Raw genomic sequence first — 20,078 nt, 5'->3', positions numbered from 1 at the left:
CAGGTTGGTTAAACGTCGGCGAAACGTGCGTAGAACGGCTTGTGACGGGATATTCACTGTAGGTTATGACAGGATTTACACGATTATCAGGATTATAACGCACTGCAAGGTAAAAAATCCTGTTCATCCTGTAAATCCTGTCAAACAACCCGGCTCATTGGTCGATGCGCCGTTTTCGTAGGCGTTGCTGTTGTAACGGGTAGTTTTGCATTTTTCGATTTTTTCTTTCGACGGCCCCACCAGATGATAAAGCCCGAAACGGGCAGACTAGCACAAACCAGACTGGCACAAAACGCTAGAATTTTTCCGGGTAAACTCAATATAGCTCCGGTATGAATATCGTAATTCATCCGGCGTAGTTTATCCCCAAACCCGGCTTTAGTATAAGTCCCGGAGTAAGGGCCACCGATATCCAGCGGTTTAAGCGTCTGTTGATCGAAGGTGTAATAATCGAGCTTGTAATACGTGCCCGGTTTGTAATTGACGTACGCAAAGATTGACTCTGACGGTTTCTCGGGACAGGAAATATAGATTCCGGCCGTAGCAGGTTTACGAATCGATAAGCGCTGCCAGACAGCATCGAGTGGCGAATTGGGCAGTTTGGCAGCCGCTGTATCGGATAAAGGAATTTGAAACGCTGGCAGGGCTTTCCCTCCTGTTGTCACCCAGTAAACCGACTTCGAAAACCATTGCAGGCCAAAAACCAGGCCCGTCAACGCCAACATCAAGGCGAATACAAGCGCATAAAAACCTGGCACATTATGCAGATCGTAATTGACGCGTCGCCATTGCGCTTTCCATTTAATGGTAAAGCTCTTTTGTCGGTTCGTCTTGTTGAGGTTTTTCGGCCACCAAAGTACCAGTCCTGTAATCAATAGAATCGTAAAAACCAGGGTTCCGTAAGCCACAACCGGCTGGCCGATTGATTCAGGTAACCACAGATAGTAATGACCGTGTAGAATGAAATGAAAAAAGTCCGTCTCTTCGTCCGTTATGTGGAGCAATTTTCCGGTGTAGGGATTTAGGTATACCTGATAGAAATAATCAGGAGCGGCTCCGTAAAACGAGACAATCGCACTTCGGCCAATACCCCCATAGGTGACAGCTTTAGCCATCTTCCCTGTGATTTCTTTTTCGGCGATAGCTTTTAATCGGGAAGGTGGCAACGTCGCTCGCTTATTGGCTGCCTCTACAAATTGATAAGGCCGTAGAACCGTCTTTATTTCCTGTTCAAAAGCCAGAATACAGCCTGTAATCGCCACAATAAACACCAACAGCCCCGACGCCAGCCCGAGCCAAAGGTGTAGTTTTCCAACCAGTTTTTTTGCCGTCATTGTTAGGTATACTTTGACTATCAGTTCTTAATCAAGCCTCTATTTTATCCCTTCTTCTGGTTTCATAGCTAACCGGGGAGGAGTTTACACCACCCTAAACCCCTCCCCTGCTTTCAGGGAAGGGTTTAGGGTGGTGTAAACTGTTTAAAACTTATACCCCAGGCTTAAGCGGAAATTGCGGGGAGCCTGTGCCTGCCAGTAGTAGGCATTACTCCATGAATAGTAAGCGCCCGAATAGATATAGGCATCGAACAGGTTATTCACATTCAGCGCTACGTTGAAGGGACCGGTTTGCCAGGAAATAGCCGCATCAGCCTGAAACGAATTAGGCAGTGTAGGATTCTTATCCACAGCATCCGAAAACCAGCCGTAGCGGTCAAGCTGCCATTGGTATCCCAGTGAAAGGCCAAGTCCCTGTACGGCACCTTTTTGGACACGATATGACAACCAGGCATTAGTAACATGTTTGCTAAAACCCGGAACTGGCAGATCCACATTTTTAGCTTCAGTATCCCTCGTGATTTTCGAATCCGTATAGGCGTAATTGGCAATCAGATTCAGGCCCGATACGATTTCGCCCCGGATGTCGAACTCAACCCCACTCGTTTGTGTCTGTCCAAGCTGAATCGAAAAATTCGGGTTGGTCGGATCGGTTGTCAGGACGTTATTCTTCGTGATTTTGTACGCCGAAATGGTCGAGTTCCAGCGGCCACCCGCCCAGTCTTTCTTGAGGCCAATTTCGGTATTGTTGCCGGTGATGGGTTTAAACGCATTTCCTTGTCGGTCAGCCCCTGCCTGCGGAACAAATGCCTGATCGTAGAGCGCGTAAACAGATGTTTGCTTGTTCAGCGAAACACTCAATCCAACCCGTGGTGTCGCTTTGGTTACATCCGAACCCGCACCGTATTGACTGTCTTTTGTTGATGTAATCCGACCGGCCAGCGTCAGACGAACTTTATCCTGCAAAAACCGGAGTTCGTCCTGCACATAGAGCCCACTGTATGACTGACTCAGCACGTTGGCCCCTGCCCGATTGATCAGGCTTTGCGAACGATCGAACCTAGGTAGTAAATTGGTGGGCAAGTAATAATTGGGTGTATTCGCGTTGAAGACGAAATCCTTATCATAAAGCGGGAAGCTTTGGCCCCAGTCAGCATAATATTTTTTGCTGCCCAAATCCAGACCAGCCAGAATACGATGCGTAACAGATCCCGTCGTTACATCGCCATTCACAAAAATCTGCGCGAACTTGCCCTGGTTAGCCGCATCCCAGATACTGACACGACGGTAAATATTACCATTGGCCTTAGCCGAATCGGCCCACATCGAGCTACCAATCTGCGTCGAATTAAAATAGGCCAACTGCCCCGTCAGTTTCCAGTTGGGACTAAGCTGATGCTCCAGAATCAGGAAAGAGCTATGATCATTTATTTTCGTCGGATCGAGGTTGGCCGAGGCTAGTGAAATATTCCGGGGGTAAACGCCCAACCCCGTACCCGAAAAAACATACGCAGAACCAATCACCGACATCTGCGAATATTGATAGGTATATTCAGCCGTAATGGATGTCTTATCGCTCAGTTTATATTTCAGAACGGGCGCAATGGTGTATCGGTTGTTGTATTCAAAATCGCGGAACGAGCCTTTCGACTGGCCCATAATGTTCAACCGATAGAGCAGATTGCCATCCTGGCTCAGCTTTCCATCCAGATCGAGCGTAGCCCGGTAGGTATCGAAACTACCCGTTGTCATGGCAAATTCGCCCTTCGTAACGCCAGTCGGTTTCTTGGTCACGACATTATAAAACCCACTCGGTTCGCCATTCGCCATCATGAACCCAGCCGGACCTTTCACAAATTCGATCCGTTCCACCATCGACATATCTTCCGCCAGCGGGCCCCAGGTCGATTCCACATTCATCCCATTGCGGAAGGGTGCTACCCGCGAACCCCGCATATTCAGACGAGCGTAATTATCCCAGTGTTCCATGCGTGTAACCCCACTCACGTTGCGCGAAACACCTTCCAGCATATCGAAAATCTGTTGGTCGGCAATCAGTTGGCGATTTATTACCTGCACATTCTGAGGTAGTTCGATCAGGGGCGTCTTAATCCGAAGGCTATTCGATGGGATATCGGCTTTATAGGAGTTTTTCCCCTCAACGGTTACCTCCTGAAGAGATTCGGCCGTTTCCAGCAATGTCAGATCCGTCAGTCGGGTTGTTTCGCCTGCAACCACATTCACCGTCTGTCGAACCCGTCCGTGTCCAATACGGCTGATAACGATGGTTTGCTCACCAGCCGGCACCCGTTCAAGAACAAACTCGCCCTGATCGTTTGTCGTAGTACCGACCCGGCTATTTGTCAGGCGTACCGTTGCGTGAGCCAGTGGTTGCGCCTGCGCCGTTATGATCCGTCCGGCGATGGTTCCGACTGACTGAGCATAACTAACTGTATATAAGAAAGCTCCCCATACCAACAGGGTAGCTGTTAAGAAATAACGTAGTGTAGAACGTTTCGTATCCATTTTATTTAGACTAATTCTAAAACAAAAGTACAGATCGCTCAGTAACACGCACGCTTTGCCTCTAAAAATTTATGAAACTTCTTTTTTTTGTTATTTTCTCCATTAAAAACGGCCTATGGATTCATCCTATAGGCCGTTTTTAAGCTTGTAATCAACTAGGCTAATACTATTCTTTCTTTTCAGGAATGAGCCAAGAGGCCAGAACGCTTATAGTCAGAATTCCAATAATTACATACAACGAGTAAACGGGCTGAAAGCCTTGCTCCTTCAGCCAATGTTCGGCCAGCATTTTCGCCCCAATAAAGGTCAATAAGAAAGCCAGACCAATTTTAAGGAAACGGAACTGGCTCATGATGCTCGACAGGAAGAAGAACATGGACCGTAAGCCCATAATGGCGAATACATTGGAGAAGAAAACGATATACGGGTCTTTCGTAATCGAGAAAATAGCCGGAATGGAATCGACCGCAAAGACCAGATCGGTAAACGCAATCACGATTACAATAATGAACAATGGAGTAACAAATAACTTTTGATCCGACTTCCGGCGAATGAAAAAATTGTCCGTCACATTCCGGTTATACACATTCAGGTATTTGCTGACAAACCGTACAACCGGATGTTTGGCCGGTTCAATTTTTTCATCTTCTTCTTTCTGAAAGAATAACTGAACGCCCGTATAAACCAGAAATGCCCCGAACAGGTACATGATCCATTCGAACCGTTGAATCAACGCCGACCCTACGAAGATGAAAATAAACCGCAGGATAATAGCCCCCAGAATGCCCCAGACCAGGATTTTCTTGTAGTAGCGTTCCCGAACCCCGAACGACGTAAATATCAGGATGAAGACAAAGATGTTATCGGCCGATAGTGAATATTCGACCAAATAGCCCGTAATGTACTCCAATGCCATATTGTCCTGAAAACGGGCTAAACTGGCCGCAAAATTGCCGGGAACAAATTCAACGTGGTCGGCATAGCTATCCCGCACCTCTTTCAGACGGGCAAACGTGTCTATACCATGTACCAGATAACCGTAGTTTTTCAGGAAGATGTAAAAGGCAATGGATAATGCTACCCAGATCGCACTCCAGATAGCGGCTTCTTTAAACTGAACGACATGGCTTTGACGTTTCGAGAATACACCCAAATCCAACGCCATGATAAGAAGAACGAAAGCTGCAAAGGCAAGAAAAAATACGGTTTCGCTTGAAAACATAAGTTGAAAGTATACAGGCAATTAAGCCTCTAAAGCAGGCAGGCTGCCGGATAAACAACAAATCTACACCCAATATGGCTAAGGATACGGCTCCAATTGTCAAAATTATTGGTATCGTAATATTCTGCTTTTAATTTTGCCCCCATGTTCAATAACAAAAAAGTAGTTGTGGTGATGCCAGCCTACCGGGCAGCACTAACACTGGAACGTACCTACCGCGAAATTCCACTTGATCTGGTCGACGACGTTATCCTGGTCGATGATGCCAGTCCTGATAATACGGTCGAAGTAGCACGTAGCTTAGGTATCAGGCATGTGATCCGCCATGATAAAAACAAAGGCTACGGCGGTAACCAGAAAACCTGCTACGCAAAAGCAATTGAGTTAGGTGCCGATATTGTCATCATGGTACACCCTGATTATCAATACACTCCTCTGCTGATACCTGCTATGACGAGTATTATCGGGAATGACTTGTATCCGGTCGTCTTTGCGTCACGCATATTAGGCAAAGGAGCTTTGAAAGGGGGCATGCCCATGTACAAGTATATAGCTAACCGATTCCTGACGTTTACCCAAAATCTACTGATGAACCAGAAGCTGTCGGAATACCATACGGGCTATCGGGCTTTCTCAGGTGAGGTATTACGAAGTCTGGATTTCACGCATAATTCCGACGATTTCATCTTCGACAACGAGATGATCGCCCAGATTTTCTACAAGGGTTACGAAATTGGTGAGGTAACCTGCCCAACCAAATATTTTGACGAAGCGTCTTCGATCAACTTCAAGCGTAGTTCAATCTACGGACTTGGGGTTTTACGGACATCGCTCCTTTACTGCTTCACCAAGCTGGGCATTACCCACTGGAAGATTTTAAAGTAGTACATAAATGAACAATGGATAATGCAGAAAGAATAATGATTGTCTATCTGGTATCATTATTCTTTCTGCATTATCCATTGTTCATTTATTACAGGTGAATCGCTTCACCATAAGCCGCTTCGGTAGCATCTTTAATCGCTTCCGACATAGTTGGGTGCGGGTGAACGGCTTTCAGAATCTCTTCGCCAGTGGTTTCCAACTTACGAGCTGCCACAACTTCGGCAATCATTTCGGTTACGTTGTTACCGATGAAGTGAGCGCCCAGGAATTCGCCGTATTTGGCATCGAAAATCACCTTCACAAACCCTTCGGGAGTACCGGCTGCTTTGGCTTTACCCGACGCTGAGAACGGGAATTTACCGACTTTCAGCTCATACCCGGCTTCGCGGGCCGCTTTCTCGGTATATCCTACCGACGCAATTTCGGGGGTGCAATATGTACAACCCGGAATATTGTTGTAGTTGAGCGGCTCAACATGCGGCAGGCCAGCAATTTTTTCTACGCAAATGATGGCTTCGGCAGAAGCTACGTGCGCCAGCGCCTGTCCTTTTGTGCAGTCGCCAATGGCATAATAGCCATCTACATTGGTCCGGTAATAATCGTCCGTTACAATTTTACCCCGATCTACCGAAATACCCGTTTCTTCGAGGCCAATATTTTCAATGTTAGCCACTACCCCTGCCGCCGACAGAACAATATCGACATCGAAGGTTTTCTCGCCATCGGGAGTTTTCACAAACACTTTGCAACCATTGCCGCTGGTATCGACTTTAGTTACTTCAGACTTCGTATAGATATCGATGCCAATTTTTTTGTATTGCTTGGCCAGTTCTTTCGAGATATCTTCGTCTTCAACCGGAACCACGTTCGGCAGGAATTCAACGATAGTCACTTTCGTACCCATGCTGGCGTACACATAGGCAAACTCAACGCCAATAGCCCCTGAACCAATCACCAGCATCGAGTCGGGCCGTTTTTCCAGCGACATGGCTTTCCGGTATTCAATCACTTTCACGCCATCGATGGGGACACTTGGCAATTGACGGGCCCGCCCGCCAGTGGCAATAATGATATGTTTGGCTTCGTACTCGGTTACTTTCCCATCGGCAGCTGTCACGTCGATTTTCTTACCGGGTTTTACTTTTCCGTTACCGTAAATCACATCAACTTTATTCTTTTTCATCAGGAACTGTACGCCTTTGCTCATGCTTTCGGCTACGCCCCGACTCCGCTTGATCACAGCACCAAAATCGGGTTTCGACTCACCCGAAATCGTGATGCCATAATCGGTAGAGTGCTTGATATATTCAAAAACCTGCGCCGATTTCAGCAGGGCTTTGGTAGGTATACACCCCCAGTTCAAACAAATACCACCTAAGCTTTCGCGCTCGATGACGGCGGTTTTTAATCCCAACTGCGACGCGCGAATGGCAGCTACATAGCCGCCCGGCCCGCTACCCACAACGATTACATCGTACTGTGAAGCCATTATCTATGAATGAATAATGTAGAATGATTAATGAAATGCTCTTACCAAGCAAACGCAAAGGTAGGGCGAAAAGTTGATACGGGAATTACCTTGCTGATTTAGGCCGATTCATCATTGGTAAACGGTATGTATTGGCCCGAAACCCTGGCCCACACAGTTTTGTTCTATCTTTGTATGTTGAATGATAGCACAGCGATACACAGAGGCCCATTGAGATGGACAGACGTTTTCTGTCTTCTCTTTGTATTTCTTTGTTATCACTACTTTTAAAACGTTTACGACAAGTTCATGACAACTGACCAGTTGACCGACTTGAGAGCCAGAGTAGAGGCTCTGAGGGGGTATCTTTGACTACGATTCCAAGAAAGAACAATTAGCTGAACTCGAACAGCAAACCTTCCAGCCCGAATTCTGGAATGATGCCGCCCGTGCCGAAGGGGTAATGAAACAGGTTCGTGGCCTGAAAGGCTGGATTACTGGCTTTGAAAACCTGAATAGCCAATTCGGTGACCTCGAAACCCTTTTCGAATTTTACGAAGCTGGCGAAGTGACCGAAGAGGAAGTCGATGAGGAAGGTAAAAAGGTAAAAGCCACCCTGGAAGACCTTGAACTCAAAAAAATGCTCGGCAACGAAGAAGACCAGCTTAGTGCTGTACTCGAAATCAATGCCGGAGCGGGTGGCACTGAAAGCCAGGATTGGGCCGATATGCTGTACCGGATGTACATGCGCTGGGCCGAAAAACATGGCTATAGTTTGAAACAGGTCGACTATCAGGAAGGAGATACGGCCGGAATAAAATCGGCTACCATTGAGGTCGACGGCCCACTGGCGTATGGTTTTCTGAAATCCGAAAATGGCGTTCACCGACTCGTTCGGGTGTCGCCTTTCGATTCCAATGCCCGTCGGCATACTTCATTTGCGTCTGTTTTTGCCTACCCACTGGTCGATGATACTATTCAGATCGACGTTAACCCGGCTGATATTGACTGGGATACGTTCCGGTCGGGTGGTGCAGGTGGCCAGAACGTCAACAAGGTAGAAACGGCCGTTCGGTTGCGGCACCGACCATCGGGGCTTATTATCGAATGTCAGCAGGAACGCAGCCAGTTGCAGAACAAAGAAGTAGCCATGCGTCTGCTGAAATCGAAATTATACGAGATTGAAGTGCAGAAACGCAATGCCGCTCGTGCCGAAGTCGAAGCCGGAAAACAGAAAATTGAGTGGGGTTCACAGATTCGTTCGTACGTTCTGGACGACCGCCGGGTGAAAGATCATCGCACGGGCTACCAAACATCTAACACCGACGCAGTATTGGACGGAGAGTTAGATCCGTTCATCAAAGCCTTTTTGCTAGAACAGGAAGTTTAAACCGGAACCAGGATTTTGGAGATCGAACTGATTTTGTTGATGATAAAGGGTATCGGGTTAGAAAACTCGATGCCCTTTGTTTTTAAACTCTATTTTGCATCAATCTGTTGAGTAGGCAAATTCTTCACTACCATGAAAACGATATTGATTACGGGTGCCTCGGGTGGGCTAGGCCAGGATGTGGTGGCTTATTTACACGAACAGGGTTATTCTATTCTGGCAACGGTTGGCTCAGACCGTCATCGGGATGCGTTCAAGGAATTACCGAATGTGGCCACCAGCGTGCTGAATGTGGTTGATGAAAAAGGCGTAGCTGATTACTTAGTTGCCCATCAGTCCATCCATATTCAGGCGGCTGTTTTGTTGGTAGGTGGTTTTGCGATGGGTAACCTTCAGGAAACGACACCCGATTTGATTCAAAAGATGGTTGACATCAATTTTTTGTCGGCTTTCAATCTGGTCAAGCCGTTAATGAGCCGATTTGAGGCACAGGGCGGAGGTCAGTTTGTTTTGATCGGTGCGCGTCCGGCACTTCGGCCGACCGACGGTAAAAATGTGGTGGCCTATGCCCTCAGCAAATCCCTGATTTTTCAGTTGGCCGACCTGATTAACGCCGATGGGAAATCCAAAGGTATCACCGCATCCGTACTTGTACCAAGCACCATTGATACGCCTACTAATCGGGAAGCGATGCCCGATGCCGATACCAGCCAATGGGTTCCGGCCCGCAACATTGCCGAGACAATAGGATTTCTGCTCAGCGATACGGGTCAGATGATGCGCGAAGCGATTATCAAACTCTATAACAAAGCCTGATTGCCAAAACCAGCCGGGCGACAACAGCTATGATAAAACTGATGCTTTCCTTCGCCCCACTTCTATTGGCCTCGCTACTACCTATCCCGGAACCTACTCAGATGAACTCATCCACTACGCTGGCTGCGTATTCCTTTTTGTCGCTTGGTGATTCGTATACCATTGGCGAACGTGTTGGTGAAGCGGATCGTTGGAGCGTTCAACTGGCTGGCCTGTTACGCAAAGAAGGTATTGATGTAGGCAACCCAACCATCATTGCCCGAACGGGATGGACTACGGCCGAACTTCAGGAAGCCATTAATGCCACTGGCAATCGGAAAACATATAGCCTGGTTTCACTGCTTATCGGCGTCAACAATCAGTATCGAGGGCAGTCGGCAGATCGGTATCGTACGGAATTTCGGGAGTTACTACAAACCGCTATTCAGTTTGCGGGCGGAAAAGCCGCGCATGTATTTGTACTGTCAATTCCAGACTGGGGATCTTCCCCTTTTGCTGCGGGTCGTGATAAGGCTAAAATTGCTCAGGAGATTGATCAGTTCAACAGCATTGCCAAAGAGGAATGCCAGAAAGTACACATCTCTTTTGTCGATATTACACCCCTAACTCGCTCTTCGACTGGTGATGCCACGCAATTTGCCTCGGATGGGCTGCATTATTCAGGCAAGCAGATGAAACAATGGGCCGAAAAAGCATTACCTGTAGCCAGAGGCCTATTGAAAAAATAGAATCTTCTATCTGGAGCGATCCTTGTCAACTGGCTACAAATCGCTGATTTCCATCTGTATTATAATCAAGCCTGGCCTTATGCCACTACAGTCACTTTTGGGGCATTAAATTTCTTTTTGTAATACGCCACTGTTCGGCCAATGAGCATACCCCCAACTAGGCTAGGAACAATCCACCCAGCAGTATACATCCATTCGGGCGCACTAGAGGGCAGCAGGCGAGGCAAATTTGTTACCAGAGCCGCCGTAAATGTAGCAATATACGAGCCACCCATACGGGTAAAATGTTGAAAGAACCAATGCATTTTCTCAACAGGTTTCGTCATAAACTGTATATCTCGCCCGGCAAATACCAGCGTCAGGGTTCCGAAGAATGAGAATAAAATGGGAAAGAACGAAGCCCCTCGTGTCAGTAATAAATATCCACCAAAACCGATCATAGCGAGGCTAACGACCAGAGTAGCCCATGTAAGCCCTTTATCGAAAGACGAAAGGCCTGCCTTTTTCTGTTTCGTAGCCCGCCAGCCTGTCATGCTCAGATAAAAACTGAATACTGCGATGCCTGTCAGAAACAGCCGCATCATTTTAAAGGGTTGTAAACCGCACAGAAGCAAGGCCGTAATGGCTACGGTTATCATACAATAGACATAGACGAGTCCAGCCCGATTATGCAGGCGACCTCCTTTTTTAGCGATCATCGGAATCAGGCCAACCAGTAGAGCAATTGAACCCGTGGCCACATGGAGGATAAGCAGGGAACTAATGAGCGTTTTCATGACCGTTTTTCGGTTTGTTGTTCGTTGAGACAAACCTACAAGAGCCAAGCGTTTAACTACTGGAAAAAGGGGCAAACGGCATCATTAGGGATGTTTAGCAAGCCTACTATGTATCAGGGACTAATGGTGGGATAGCTTACAAGGCTTTCAGTTCGGCTACGAGCGTTTCGTTATACTGTCGGGCCACCGGAATCTGGAACTGTCCGCCGAGTATATGGAGTTTATAACCCTGTGCATTGCCCGTTACGCGCTCTACCCGGTTCAAATTGACAACATAAGACCGATGGCACCGAACAATATGAAGTTGCGCAATCTGTTTTTCCAGACGGCTCAGGCTACTACGAAGAAGAGGCTTTACAATCTGATCCTTTTTGAAGTAAACAACGGTGCAATAATTATCGCTCGATTCGATGTATAGCAGATCATTGGCAGATAGTATCAGATTATCTTTCTCGTTATCAGCCACCAGCGTTAGTAAATGCGCAGGTTGCCGAATCACTTCAGCTTCAAGCTCCTTTTCCACTAGTTGATCGTCGGCAGACACGCTATGAATGGGTAGCTTAGCAGCCGCCTGGCTGTACTTCTTAAGCTGCCGGATGTAGTTGAGCGATACCAGCCCTACAACCGGAAAAATCCCTACCGAAAACGTTATCAAAATGGTCCCAAACCAACCTATACCTCTATGACCAGTAGCCCCCAACAGCGTTCCTAAATAAAACTGATTGGTAATGGCAATGAGCAGAATGTTAGCAATAACGAAGATAATTTCCCGGCCTACGGTCCATCGTTCTTCGCTAAATGGCTTGGGAAACAATCGGCGCCAGACAATGAAATTGAAGGCTGTTACAATAAATGTTACGGCTCCAAAGCCTGCAATTTTAAGGTCTTTGTTGGGCGTATCCCAGTTGTTGATACCAAATGGTTGAAACACCCATAAAAACAGGCCGACAAACAAGCCAATGAACGCTGCTTTTTGCAACTCCCGGCCCGGCGAGTCCTCAGATGGATAAGGCTGGTTGAGGAATCGGAACATAGTTGGTATTAAAACAGACGCCAGGTCGAAATCTGTTCGAAAAACTGGGGAAGTACTGGTGGATACACAATAATCATAAACAAAACGCCAAACAACGCGCCATAGAAGTGTGCATCGTGATTGATCGCACTCATCCCCCGACGCGACTCATAGTAGGAATACGCCAGATACAAAGGGCCGAAAATGAATCCAGGAATGCCAATCGGAATAAAAAACAGGTAGAGTGGATTCAACGGCCTAAATAGGATACCCGCAAAAATAATGGCCGATACCCCACCCGAAGCACCGAGCGAATTATAATTCGGATTGTTTCGATTCTTGAGCAGCGTCGGAATGTCCGATACAATAATCGCTACCAGATAAAACCCGATCAGATAAATGGGTCCACTACCGCCAAAAAGTGCATAAAACACCTGCTCCATAAAGCCTCCAAAAAAATAGAAGCTGATCATATTGAAAATGAGGTGCCCCCAATCGGCATGTAAAAAACCGGAGGTGATGAGTCGATAGTATTGACCTCGATGCACCACCTGATATGGATTCATAACCCAGCGATCCATCAGGCTGTAATCTCTCCAGGCCATCATGCTGATGATGACTGTAACCACAATGATTAATAGCGTAATACTCATAAGTTATATAGGATGCATGGTGTATAATGTATGATGCAAACTACATCCTATATCATACGTCATACATAATTTTAGCTTTCTCTCTCGACCAATTGTCGGGTAAATTGAATTAACACATTTTTTCGGTCCTTATCCGCTTTCACCTGATCGAAATTGGCGAACCCACGGGCAAAATAGTCATTAATGCGGGCTTCGGTCTGCTGACGGATACCCAATTGGTCGTAAATAGCGGTTATCGCTTTCACTTTTTCACGCTTATCGAATTCAGTTTTCGCAAGCCAGCCCGTCAGTTCATCCAGTAGCGGGCCTTTTGCCTGTTGCAAGGCCTCGATGAGTAGAAACGTTTTTTTATTAGCGATAATATCGCCCCCTACCTGTTTACCAAACTTCGCCGGGTCGCCGTATACGTCCAGCAGATCATCTTTTAACTGAAAACCAATGCCAATGTTCATACCGCCTTCATAAAGATGTTGGGTCGTCTCAGCATCAGCCCCGGCAATCAATCCCCCCAATTCGAGCGCGTATCCGAGCAGGACAGACGTTTTAAGACGGATCATGTCGATGTATTCGGATTCGGCTACGTCCCAGCGCGTTTCAAAATTCATATCCATCTGCTGACCTTCACACACTTCGGCAGCTGTTCGGCTAAACCGCTCCAGGACAGGTTTAAGTCGGTCAGGTTCTACATCCAGCAACAATTGGTAGGCATTGACAAGCATGACATCGCCCGATAAGATGGCCACGTTCCCGTTCCATTTTTCATGAACGGTAGGCTGTCCCCTACGTAAGGGAGCCTGATCCATAATGTCGTCGTGCATGAGTGTGAAGTTGTGAAATACTTCCACGCCCAGCGCGGGTCGAACGGCTTTTTTCCAGTCGTCAATAAACAGAGACGCGGCCATCAGAGTCAGCAGCGGTCGCATCCGCTTGCCGCCAAGACTCATAATGTACCGAATCGGGTCGTAGAGTTCAGGCGGGTATTGCCCATATTGGAGGGTTTGCAGTTCGGCTTGAAGGGCATCAACAAAAATTGCTGGACTCATTCGGGTGGGGCAGGGTCAGTTCTGCAAAGTGAGAGGTCAAAAATAAGCAAAAGCCCTCAAAACCCTAGCGTCCAATCATCCGGCGGTAACTTCGCTGACGTGGGGTAATAATCACAAATACCACCCGTGCCATGACCACGAAATAACCGTCGTTTTTACCGGTATTGCCGCGTATTTCACCGGGGAGGTTCAGGGTTGTTCCCAATTCGGCGCGTCGGTCAGCCAAAGCAGCTCCTATTGCACTCATGCCCGTTTTGTCGCGATAAAACGAGCTCACATCATCCAGATAATCGCTCAACACGTGCGTATACGTACCTTCCAGATTGACTCGAAAACGTTCGGTCGCCATCAAAGGTAGGCCCAGCCCATACCGAACAATGCCCGCCAGCCGATTGTAGCCTATTCCCTCCGTTTGCAGTGGTGCTAAACTTACTGACTGGCCCTGATAAATGGCCTTGGGAGTCATATGGGTAAGCCCACCCCCTACCAATGCGTAAGGAATAGTGGCCCGGTATGGATCATCGATGGGCCAGAAGTCCACCTGCACCCCGCCCCAGACATCAGGATTCAAGCTTCGAAACGACAGGTTATTGTAGTAATTGCGGGTATATTTCTGCTGGGCGTAGATGTAATACAACTGAGCCTCGATCCGATAGGAAAGTCGAGTCGAGGCTCGGTACGAAGCCGCCAGGTTAAACGCACCACCGAGTTGCAGATGGGCCAGATTACCAAACTGAGCCAGATCACCCGTATAGTGGGTTATGCCTGCACCAGCATGAAGTAGCCAGGTCCCAGGTTGTTCTGCCCAGATTCTTGAGCGTTGCGCCAGCGATACGCTTATACAAAAAAGATAAGTCGTTACCCCAATTATATACCTTAGAAACGTCACAAAGGCAGGTCGTTACAATGACAGCTATGTGACGAATCAATCAAACAAAGGTAACTTAAGATTAGTTTTACAACTCCCCTATATCCTCGTTCCAAAGGGTTGGTTTTTCAGCGATGAACTGCTCCATCATCTCCACGCATTCCGGCAAATCGAGGTCAATGACTTCAACCCCATGCTGTTCCATGAAAGCACGTGCTCCGGGAAACGTCCGCGACTCACCAACAATCACTTTCGGAATCTTAAACTGTACAATGGTTCCAGCACACATATAGCACGGCATCAGGGTCGAATAAATAACGGTATCCTTGAACGAACCAACGCGCCCTGCATTATTCAGGCAGTCCATTTCGCCATGCAGAATCGGGTTATCTTCCTGTACTCGTTTGTTGTGTCCCGATGCGACCAGTACACCATTTTTCACAAGTGACGATCCAATCGGAATTCCGCCTTCACTTAAACTTTTTCGGGCCTGACGAATGGCCTCCTGCATAAATTCGTCCATAGGTTTTCGGTTTATGATGTACAGTGGCTGACGCATGGATTATTTTCGCATCAGCCCCTGTAAACTATAACAATTTCATTGTGTCGTAATCGCCGACGTGCTTTAAATAGAGGAAATTAAGTAAAAGGCCATTGACGTTCGTGATCAGTTTATGGGACTCAGGAATCGTAGCTACTACACTAACAATACGTTCGTGTTCCGACTGACTTCCCATGTTTTTATGATGGAACGACATGATTTCTTCCCGCGTCATTTCGCGCTCGACATAGAAAAAATGCATACCCTCGTCGCTGGTACCTGTGCTTGGGTACCACACGCGTGGATTTAATTTGGTTAGTTCGCTGGCCGTTACGGTCAGGCCCACTTCTTCTCCAATCTCCCGGGCGGCCACATCATCGGCGGCATCACTGGCATCGACCATTCCAGCCGGGTGCTCATAGATTTGAGAGCCATCTGCAATGCGCCGTTGCTTGACCAGTACCACAAATTTTTCCTTCGTCTCTTTGTCGATCAGGCAGACTAGCATAGAAGCAGCATGCCCTTTCAGAAACAGCGCAGGCGGAATTTTATCCCCTTCAGGCGTATCGGCATCTACTTCGAGCATGGCAAATAACACTTCGCCATTATGTCGTCTACGAATGTAAAAATCGTTGATCGTATTGATTTTCATCCCATTCGCTTCCATCTGGCTTTTCCAGTAGCGAAACTTATGGGCATCTTCCAGCGCTTCAGTCGTTTGGTTATCGCTCATATCCGTTGGTTAATAGTCAGCAAAAATAAACCGCTAAGGCGCAATAGACGCAAAGAATTATTGATAGGCAATTCTTTGCGTCTATTGCGCCTTAGCGGTTTGTAAACTAATTCAGCGCAGGCATCTATTTGATTTTGAGTCGAACTTTTCCGCTTGAAATCGCGATTTCGTCTTTCTTATCCTGCTTTTTATACCCGTTTCCTTCGGGGTCAATATCGGAGTCATAGCCCGATGCTTTGGTGATGGCTTTGTCTTCCATTTTACTCATCAGCCGACCAACGCCACCGAATACTGTAGCGGATGCTTTCTCTTTCCAGTAGGTTCCGGCCAGTTTACCCGAAAAAGTGGCTTCCAGCGTTCCATCGGCAGCCTTAGTGACCACGACCGTCTCATCATTGTTCTGCGAATCGCCTACGTGGTACTCCATGCGGGGCTCACGCGTTTCTTCGATGTAGCGGATAGCGGCAATGCCTTTATATTTTTCCAGCCCTTCGTATTTTTCCCGGTACTCCTTCCGATAGGGGTCACGGGCATCGACCACCACGTACGTACCGGGTTCGAGTGCATCCTCACCATTGAAACTTCCTAGCCAGATACGGAGTGATTTATCCGGCTTAACGGTATTAGCGGTTATCCACCAGTAGTTACCGATTCTGATTCGGCGTGGTTGTGTCGTAAAGTCCTTTCCATCAACTTGAGCAGTCAGTGTATTGTCGTTTGCGATCTGGCCAAATGAGGCTGTTGCTGTTAAGAGTAGGCTAAAAAAAAGTAAACGCATAAGGGTATGTATCTAAGACGAGTAACAGCGGTAAACTTATTCAAATAAATACTACGATGCTATTTCGCTTGAGTGTTCGGTCAATGACTTTAGTCGACCCGTTGTTTACCGGATTATCAGGGCATTACTAACGGGTCGTTCGCCGGTATGAATCCATTGCTTGCTATCGGATGGATAGTTGACTACCCCCTGACTGTCTTTACCTACCGCCTTGATCCAGAGCGTTGTAGATCCTCCTCCATCGAAATTAATAGCATCACGGCAACCTAGCCAGCGCATAAGATTCGTCAGTTCATGCAGGTTCATCCCTTGTGCATTGGCGTTACGCCCATCGACTGTTGCCAGAACAAGTCGTTTACGTGGCCCAACGCATAAACAGGTACGTGGATGGCGGTTGTCGTTGAAGGCATTCGCTAGTAGCTTATGGGGTTCACCGTTTTGTAGCAAAAGTGGCCCGGTCGTCATCACATGTTCGTCTGAAAGCTGACGATCCCAGCCGGGTTTATTTCCGCCGAAAATAATCCTTACCTGGTTATTGTGAATAACAATAGCGGCCTGCTGGTGTTCAATCAGGGATTTCCCCGTCACCCGCGTCGTATCCATCAGTTTCCCATCCACTTTTATAAAATCGACCGAGCCACCGTTTTTAGTATCGAAGAAGGTGCCATTCAGGGCAACTAACGCGCCAAATTTCTCACCAAACCAGCTTGTGGGTTTAAGACTATCCCCCGCCGAGGCCAGCGCCACCGTCGGACGTCGGCGTCGGTTTTTCAGTACAATCAGATTAATATTCTGTTTGGACCCAAACAAGCTATCGAAATGAGCTTCCTGCCAAACAACTTGCCGGGTTATACGGGTTGTTCGCCAGGTTACTTTTTTGACTTGTATCGAATCGAGCGTTGGTTGCGCATAGGATGCAATTGCTATACATTCAATCAGTATCAGCAGTACATAGTTTTTCATGACTGAGCGGTTAAAACAAATAGAGCCGTATCAATAGAACGCAGATTTCTATGATGATTATGATCTTAATGAATCATAAAAATCTGCGTTCTATTGATACGGCTCTATTAAACTTGTATTATTTCTGCGACAACCCCTGTGCTTCAGGGCCTATATACCGCTCAAAGAATTCGTAAATACGCAGCAGCCGGTCAATTCGCTGCCGAACATTCCCCGAGCGACTCAGCTCGTGGGTAGCGCCGGGCATACGGACATACTCAACCGGTCGACCGAGGATTTTCAGGCTTTTGTACATCATCTCGCTCTGAATTGGTCCCGTCCGCAGGTCGTTTTCACCATGCTTGATGAGTAGTGGCGTTTTAATGTTCTGAACGAATGTATAAGGGGAATTGGCATCCAGAACCTTAGCTTCGGGCGTCCAGGGGTAGGCGAAATAATTAGGAACCAGTCGCCAGGCATTGCCTTCGCCCAAAAAAGTCGTAAGATCATACACACCCCGTTGTGCAAAAGCGGCTTTAAATCGGTTATCGTGACCAACAATCCAGGCGGTCAGATAGCCCGCATACGAACCACCCGTAATCACCTGACGACTGGTATCGACCCAGGCTTCTTTGGCAGCAGCACTTTCGGCCGCCAGCACATCTTCAGCAGGTCCGGTTCCCCAGTCCTTAATATTAGCTCGTTGGAAAGCGATGCCGTACCCACCCGAACCACGCGGATTGGCATACACGATGCCATAGCCCTGCGAACACATGTACTGAAACTCGTGCCACATGGACGCTTCGCCTGGCCCCCACATGGCCGTGGGGCCACCATGCATATTAAGCAGAAGCGGGTATTTTTTAGAAGCCTCAAAAAAAGCGGGCTTCATAATCCAGTAGTCGACCGTTTGGCCCAGCGAATTCTTGTACGTATGTTTTTCAGGAAAACTAAGCTGGCGTTGGGCTACCCAATCGTTGTGATTACTCAGTTTCGTTTGTGACTTAGCCGACGCATCGGCAACGTACAGTTCGGAGGGGTTAGCCACTTCGGTTTTTGCCAGAACTACCTGATTATTGGCGGCATCGAAACCTGTAACTCCACTGTCAAAATCAGTAAGTTGCGTTACCTGTCGGGTTGCTGGGTCAAGCTTATAAAGCGGAATGCCACCGTTAGAAGAAGCCGTAAAATAGATCGCATAGCTGGAAGTGGCCTTTTTGCCTTTTGCAACGGTAGCTACTTCAGTCCACACCAGATTACCAGCCGCCCGGTCGAACGTAACGAGTTGAGGGTTCGAAGCGGTTGAGCCGTTCAGGGTAGCCAGCCCGATTTGCGGGAAATTAACCCCTTCGGACGGACTAACCAGAAAGGCCAGTTGTTTCCCATCGGGAGAAATTTCAGGAGCCCCGTAGCTCTTACCTGCTTCGCCCAACACCATCGTTAACTTTCCTGAGCCATCAGCCGGAACAAACACAATGGCGTTATCCTGCTCCCGGTCAGGGTGTTTCAACGTATCGCGGTCGGTAACCGCCAGTAACCCCTGCCCATTGGGAAGCCAGTTAGCCGCCTGAAAGGACTCAAATCCCCGCGTTAGTGGCTTCGGTTTGGCATTTTCGGCTACGTCCGTAACGTACAAATGCTGGAACGTGATGTCGGGTTCGGTCGTGGCCTCACCCTGAAAATTAAGTCGATTAATGACTTTGGCTTTTTTATCCTCCACATCTTTCGCCAGATAGGCTCGAATTTCGGCCAGCGACCCGTCAGGATTCGGTTTAATCTTCTTATCGACCTTTACAAAATCATTATTGGCAAAACCGGGCTTTTCTAACGACCAGGAAGGTCCACCTTTATCAGGATTCAGTAGCGAATCGGTGAGCATCTGGTTCATGGTTACGCCCCCTGTAAACACAATTCGTTTACCATCCGGCGACCACAGCGGATTAGATGCACCGTAGTTACTATTGGTCAGTTGCCAGGCTTCGCCCCCATCCAGCGGCATAATAAAAATCTGGCTTTTACCTTTCACCGTCCGGACAAACGCCAATCGCTTACCGTCGGGGGCCCAAACCGCCTGACGAGCTGATTCGGCCCCATGCGTCAGCGCTCGTGAATCGCCGGGTTTCAGGCTGGTCAGATAGATATGGGTTTTGTAGTCGTATTCTTCGGGGCGGCCATCCGCTTTCTGGTCGGAGTTCGACTCAATTGTCGTGATCGTATAAACAGCCTGTTTGCCATCGGGTGATAGTTCAATGCCCCCCACCTGTTTGATGCGGGTCAGGTCGGTAACGGTGACCTTCGATTTTGGTTGGGCAACAGCAATCTGCGCCGAAATGGCGGTAAAGAGGAGGATTCGTTTCAGCATA

At 47.8% G+C, this 20,078-nt stretch carries 18 protein-coding genes; 4 read left to right on the top strand and 14 right to left on the bottom strand.

Going from position 1 to position 20,078, the window contains the following annotated elements:
• Positions 1 to 140 precede the first annotated feature (140 nt).
• The 3 genes from B5M13_RS01785 to B5M13_RS01775 all read right to left on the bottom strand — a co-directional run bounded on the left by B5M13_RS01785 (position 141) and on the right by B5M13_RS01775 (position 5,082).
• Positions 141 to 1,334, bottom strand: coding sequence for a PepSY-associated TM helix domain-containing protein (locus B5M13_RS01785; protein ID WP_080054031.1), 1,194 nt, complete (start codon positions 1,332 to 1,334; stop codon positions 141 to 143).
• A gap of 144 nt (positions 1,335 to 1,478) precedes the next feature.
• Positions 1,479 to 3,860 carry a TonB-dependent siderophore receptor gene (locus tag B5M13_RS01780; RefSeq protein ID WP_080054030.1) on the bottom strand — a complete coding sequence of 794 codons (2,382 nt, stop codon included), beginning with the start codon at positions 3,858 to 3,860 and terminating at the stop codon, positions 1,479 to 1,481.
• A 166-nt stretch (positions 3,861 to 4,026) separates the two neighbouring features.
• A complete protein-coding gene (locus tag B5M13_RS01775; protein WP_080054029.1) occupies positions 4,027 to 5,082 on the bottom strand; it encodes a TerC/Alx family metal homeostasis membrane protein in 1,056 nt (351 codons plus the stop codon).
• 144 nt (positions 5,083 to 5,226) lie between these two features.
• Between B5M13_RS01775 and B5M13_RS01770 the strand changes: the two genes are divergently transcribed.
• Entirely contained in the window at positions 5,227 to 5,967 is a 741-nt protein-coding gene (locus B5M13_RS01770; protein ID WP_080054028.1) for a glycosyltransferase family 2 protein, read from the top strand.
• 88 nt (positions 5,968 to 6,055) lie between these two features.
• On the opposite strand, the gene lpdA is transcribed toward B5M13_RS01770, so the two are convergent.
• Positions 6,056 to 7,456, bottom strand: coding sequence for a dihydrolipoyl dehydrogenase (gene lpdA, locus B5M13_RS01765; protein ID WP_080054027.1), 1,401 nt, complete (start codon positions 7,454 to 7,456; stop codon positions 6,056 to 6,058).
• 288 nt (positions 7,457 to 7,744) lie between these two features.
• On the opposite strand from lpdA, the gene prfB reads away from it, so the two are divergent.
• From prfB to B5M13_RS01750, 3 genes are all read left to right on the top strand, one after another.
• Positions 7,745 to 8,825, top strand: a protein-coding gene (gene prfB / locus B5M13_RS01760) for a peptide chain release factor 2 (RefSeq protein WP_155297160.1) whose coding sequence is annotated in 2 segments (ribosomal slippage) — positions 7,745 to 7,804 and positions 7,806 to 8,825 — 1,080 coding nt in all. Because the reading frame shifts where the segments join, the coding sequence is not laid out codon by codon here.
• Between the two features lie 132 nt (positions 8,826 to 8,957).
• Complete coding sequence (locus tag B5M13_RS01755) at positions 8,958 to 9,641, top strand: SDR family NAD(P)-dependent oxidoreductase (protein ID WP_080054026.1); 684 nt, start codon at positions 8,958 to 8,960, stop codon at positions 9,639 to 9,641.
• Positions 9,642 to 9,670: 29 nt separating this feature from the next.
• Positions 9,671 to 10,369 (top strand): SGNH/GDSL hydrolase family protein, encoded by a 699-nt coding sequence (locus B5M13_RS01750; RefSeq protein ID WP_080054025.1) that lies wholly within the window; start codon positions 9,671 to 9,673, stop codon positions 10,367 to 10,369.
• 77 nt (positions 10,370 to 10,446) lie between these two features.
• On the opposite strand, the gene B5M13_RS01745 is transcribed toward B5M13_RS01750, so the two are convergent.
• The 10 genes from B5M13_RS01745 to B5M13_RS01700 form a co-directional block, all read right to left on the bottom strand.
• The gene (locus tag B5M13_RS01745) at positions 10,447 to 11,145 is read right to left on the bottom strand and encodes a DUF2306 domain-containing protein (protein WP_080054024.1); all 699 of its coding nucleotides are present in this window, start codon (positions 11,143 to 11,145) and stop codon (positions 10,447 to 10,449) included.
• Between the two features lie 136 nt (positions 11,146 to 11,281).
• Positions 11,282 to 12,178, bottom strand: coding sequence for a LytTR family DNA-binding domain-containing protein (locus B5M13_RS01740; RefSeq protein ID WP_080054023.1), 897 nt, complete (start codon positions 12,176 to 12,178; stop codon positions 11,282 to 11,284).
• An 8-nt stretch (positions 12,179 to 12,186) separates the two neighbouring features.
• Positions 12,187 to 12,810, bottom strand: a complete 624-nt coding sequence (locus tag B5M13_RS01735) for a rhomboid family intramembrane serine protease (RefSeq protein ID WP_080054022.1) — start codon at positions 12,808 to 12,810, stop codon at positions 12,187 to 12,189.
• Between the two features lie 71 nt (positions 12,811 to 12,881).
• Positions 12,882 to 13,853: a polyprenyl synthetase family protein gene (locus B5M13_RS01730; protein WP_080054021.1), complete on the bottom strand. Its 972-nt coding sequence runs from the start codon at positions 13,851 to 13,853 to the stop codon at positions 12,882 to 12,884.
• A gap of 64 nt (positions 13,854 to 13,917) precedes the next feature.
• A complete protein-coding gene (locus B5M13_RS01725; RefSeq protein WP_245859683.1) occupies positions 13,918 to 14,742 on the bottom strand; it encodes a hypothetical protein in 825 nt (274 codons plus the stop codon).
• 67 nt (positions 14,743 to 14,809) lie between these two features.
• Positions 14,810 to 15,244, bottom strand: a complete 435-nt coding sequence (locus B5M13_RS01720) for a nucleoside deaminase (protein ID WP_080059754.1) — start codon at positions 15,242 to 15,244, stop codon at positions 14,810 to 14,812.
• A gap of 64 nt (positions 15,245 to 15,308) precedes the next feature.
• A complete protein-coding gene (locus B5M13_RS01715; RefSeq protein WP_080054020.1) occupies positions 15,309 to 15,995 on the bottom strand; it encodes an NUDIX hydrolase in 687 nt (228 codons plus the stop codon).
• A gap of 124 nt (positions 15,996 to 16,119) precedes the next feature.
• Positions 16,120 to 16,773, bottom strand: coding sequence for a hypothetical protein (locus B5M13_RS01710; protein WP_080054019.1), 654 nt, complete (start codon positions 16,771 to 16,773; stop codon positions 16,120 to 16,122).
• A 105-nt stretch (positions 16,774 to 16,878) separates the two neighbouring features.
• Positions 16,879 to 17,736 (bottom strand): phosphodiester glycosidase family protein, encoded by an 858-nt coding sequence (locus B5M13_RS01705; RefSeq protein ID WP_080054018.1) that lies wholly within the window; start codon positions 17,734 to 17,736, stop codon positions 16,879 to 16,881.
• A 118-nt stretch (positions 17,737 to 17,854) separates the two neighbouring features.
• Positions 17,855 to 20,077 carry a S9 family peptidase gene (locus tag B5M13_RS01700; protein WP_080054017.1) on the bottom strand — a complete coding sequence of 741 codons (2,223 nt, stop codon included), beginning with the start codon at positions 20,075 to 20,077 and terminating at the stop codon, positions 17,855 to 17,857.
• Position 20,078: the final 1 nt, after the last annotated feature.

The sequence above is a fragment of the Spirosoma aerolatum genome, assembly GCF_002056795.1.
Taxonomy (GTDB): domain Bacteria; phylum Bacteroidota; class Bacteroidia; order Cytophagales; family Spirosomataceae; genus Spirosoma; species Spirosoma aerolatum.
The sequence above is the reverse complement of the archived record's forward strand: the minus strand, read 5'-3'. Positions and strand labels throughout refer to the sequence as shown.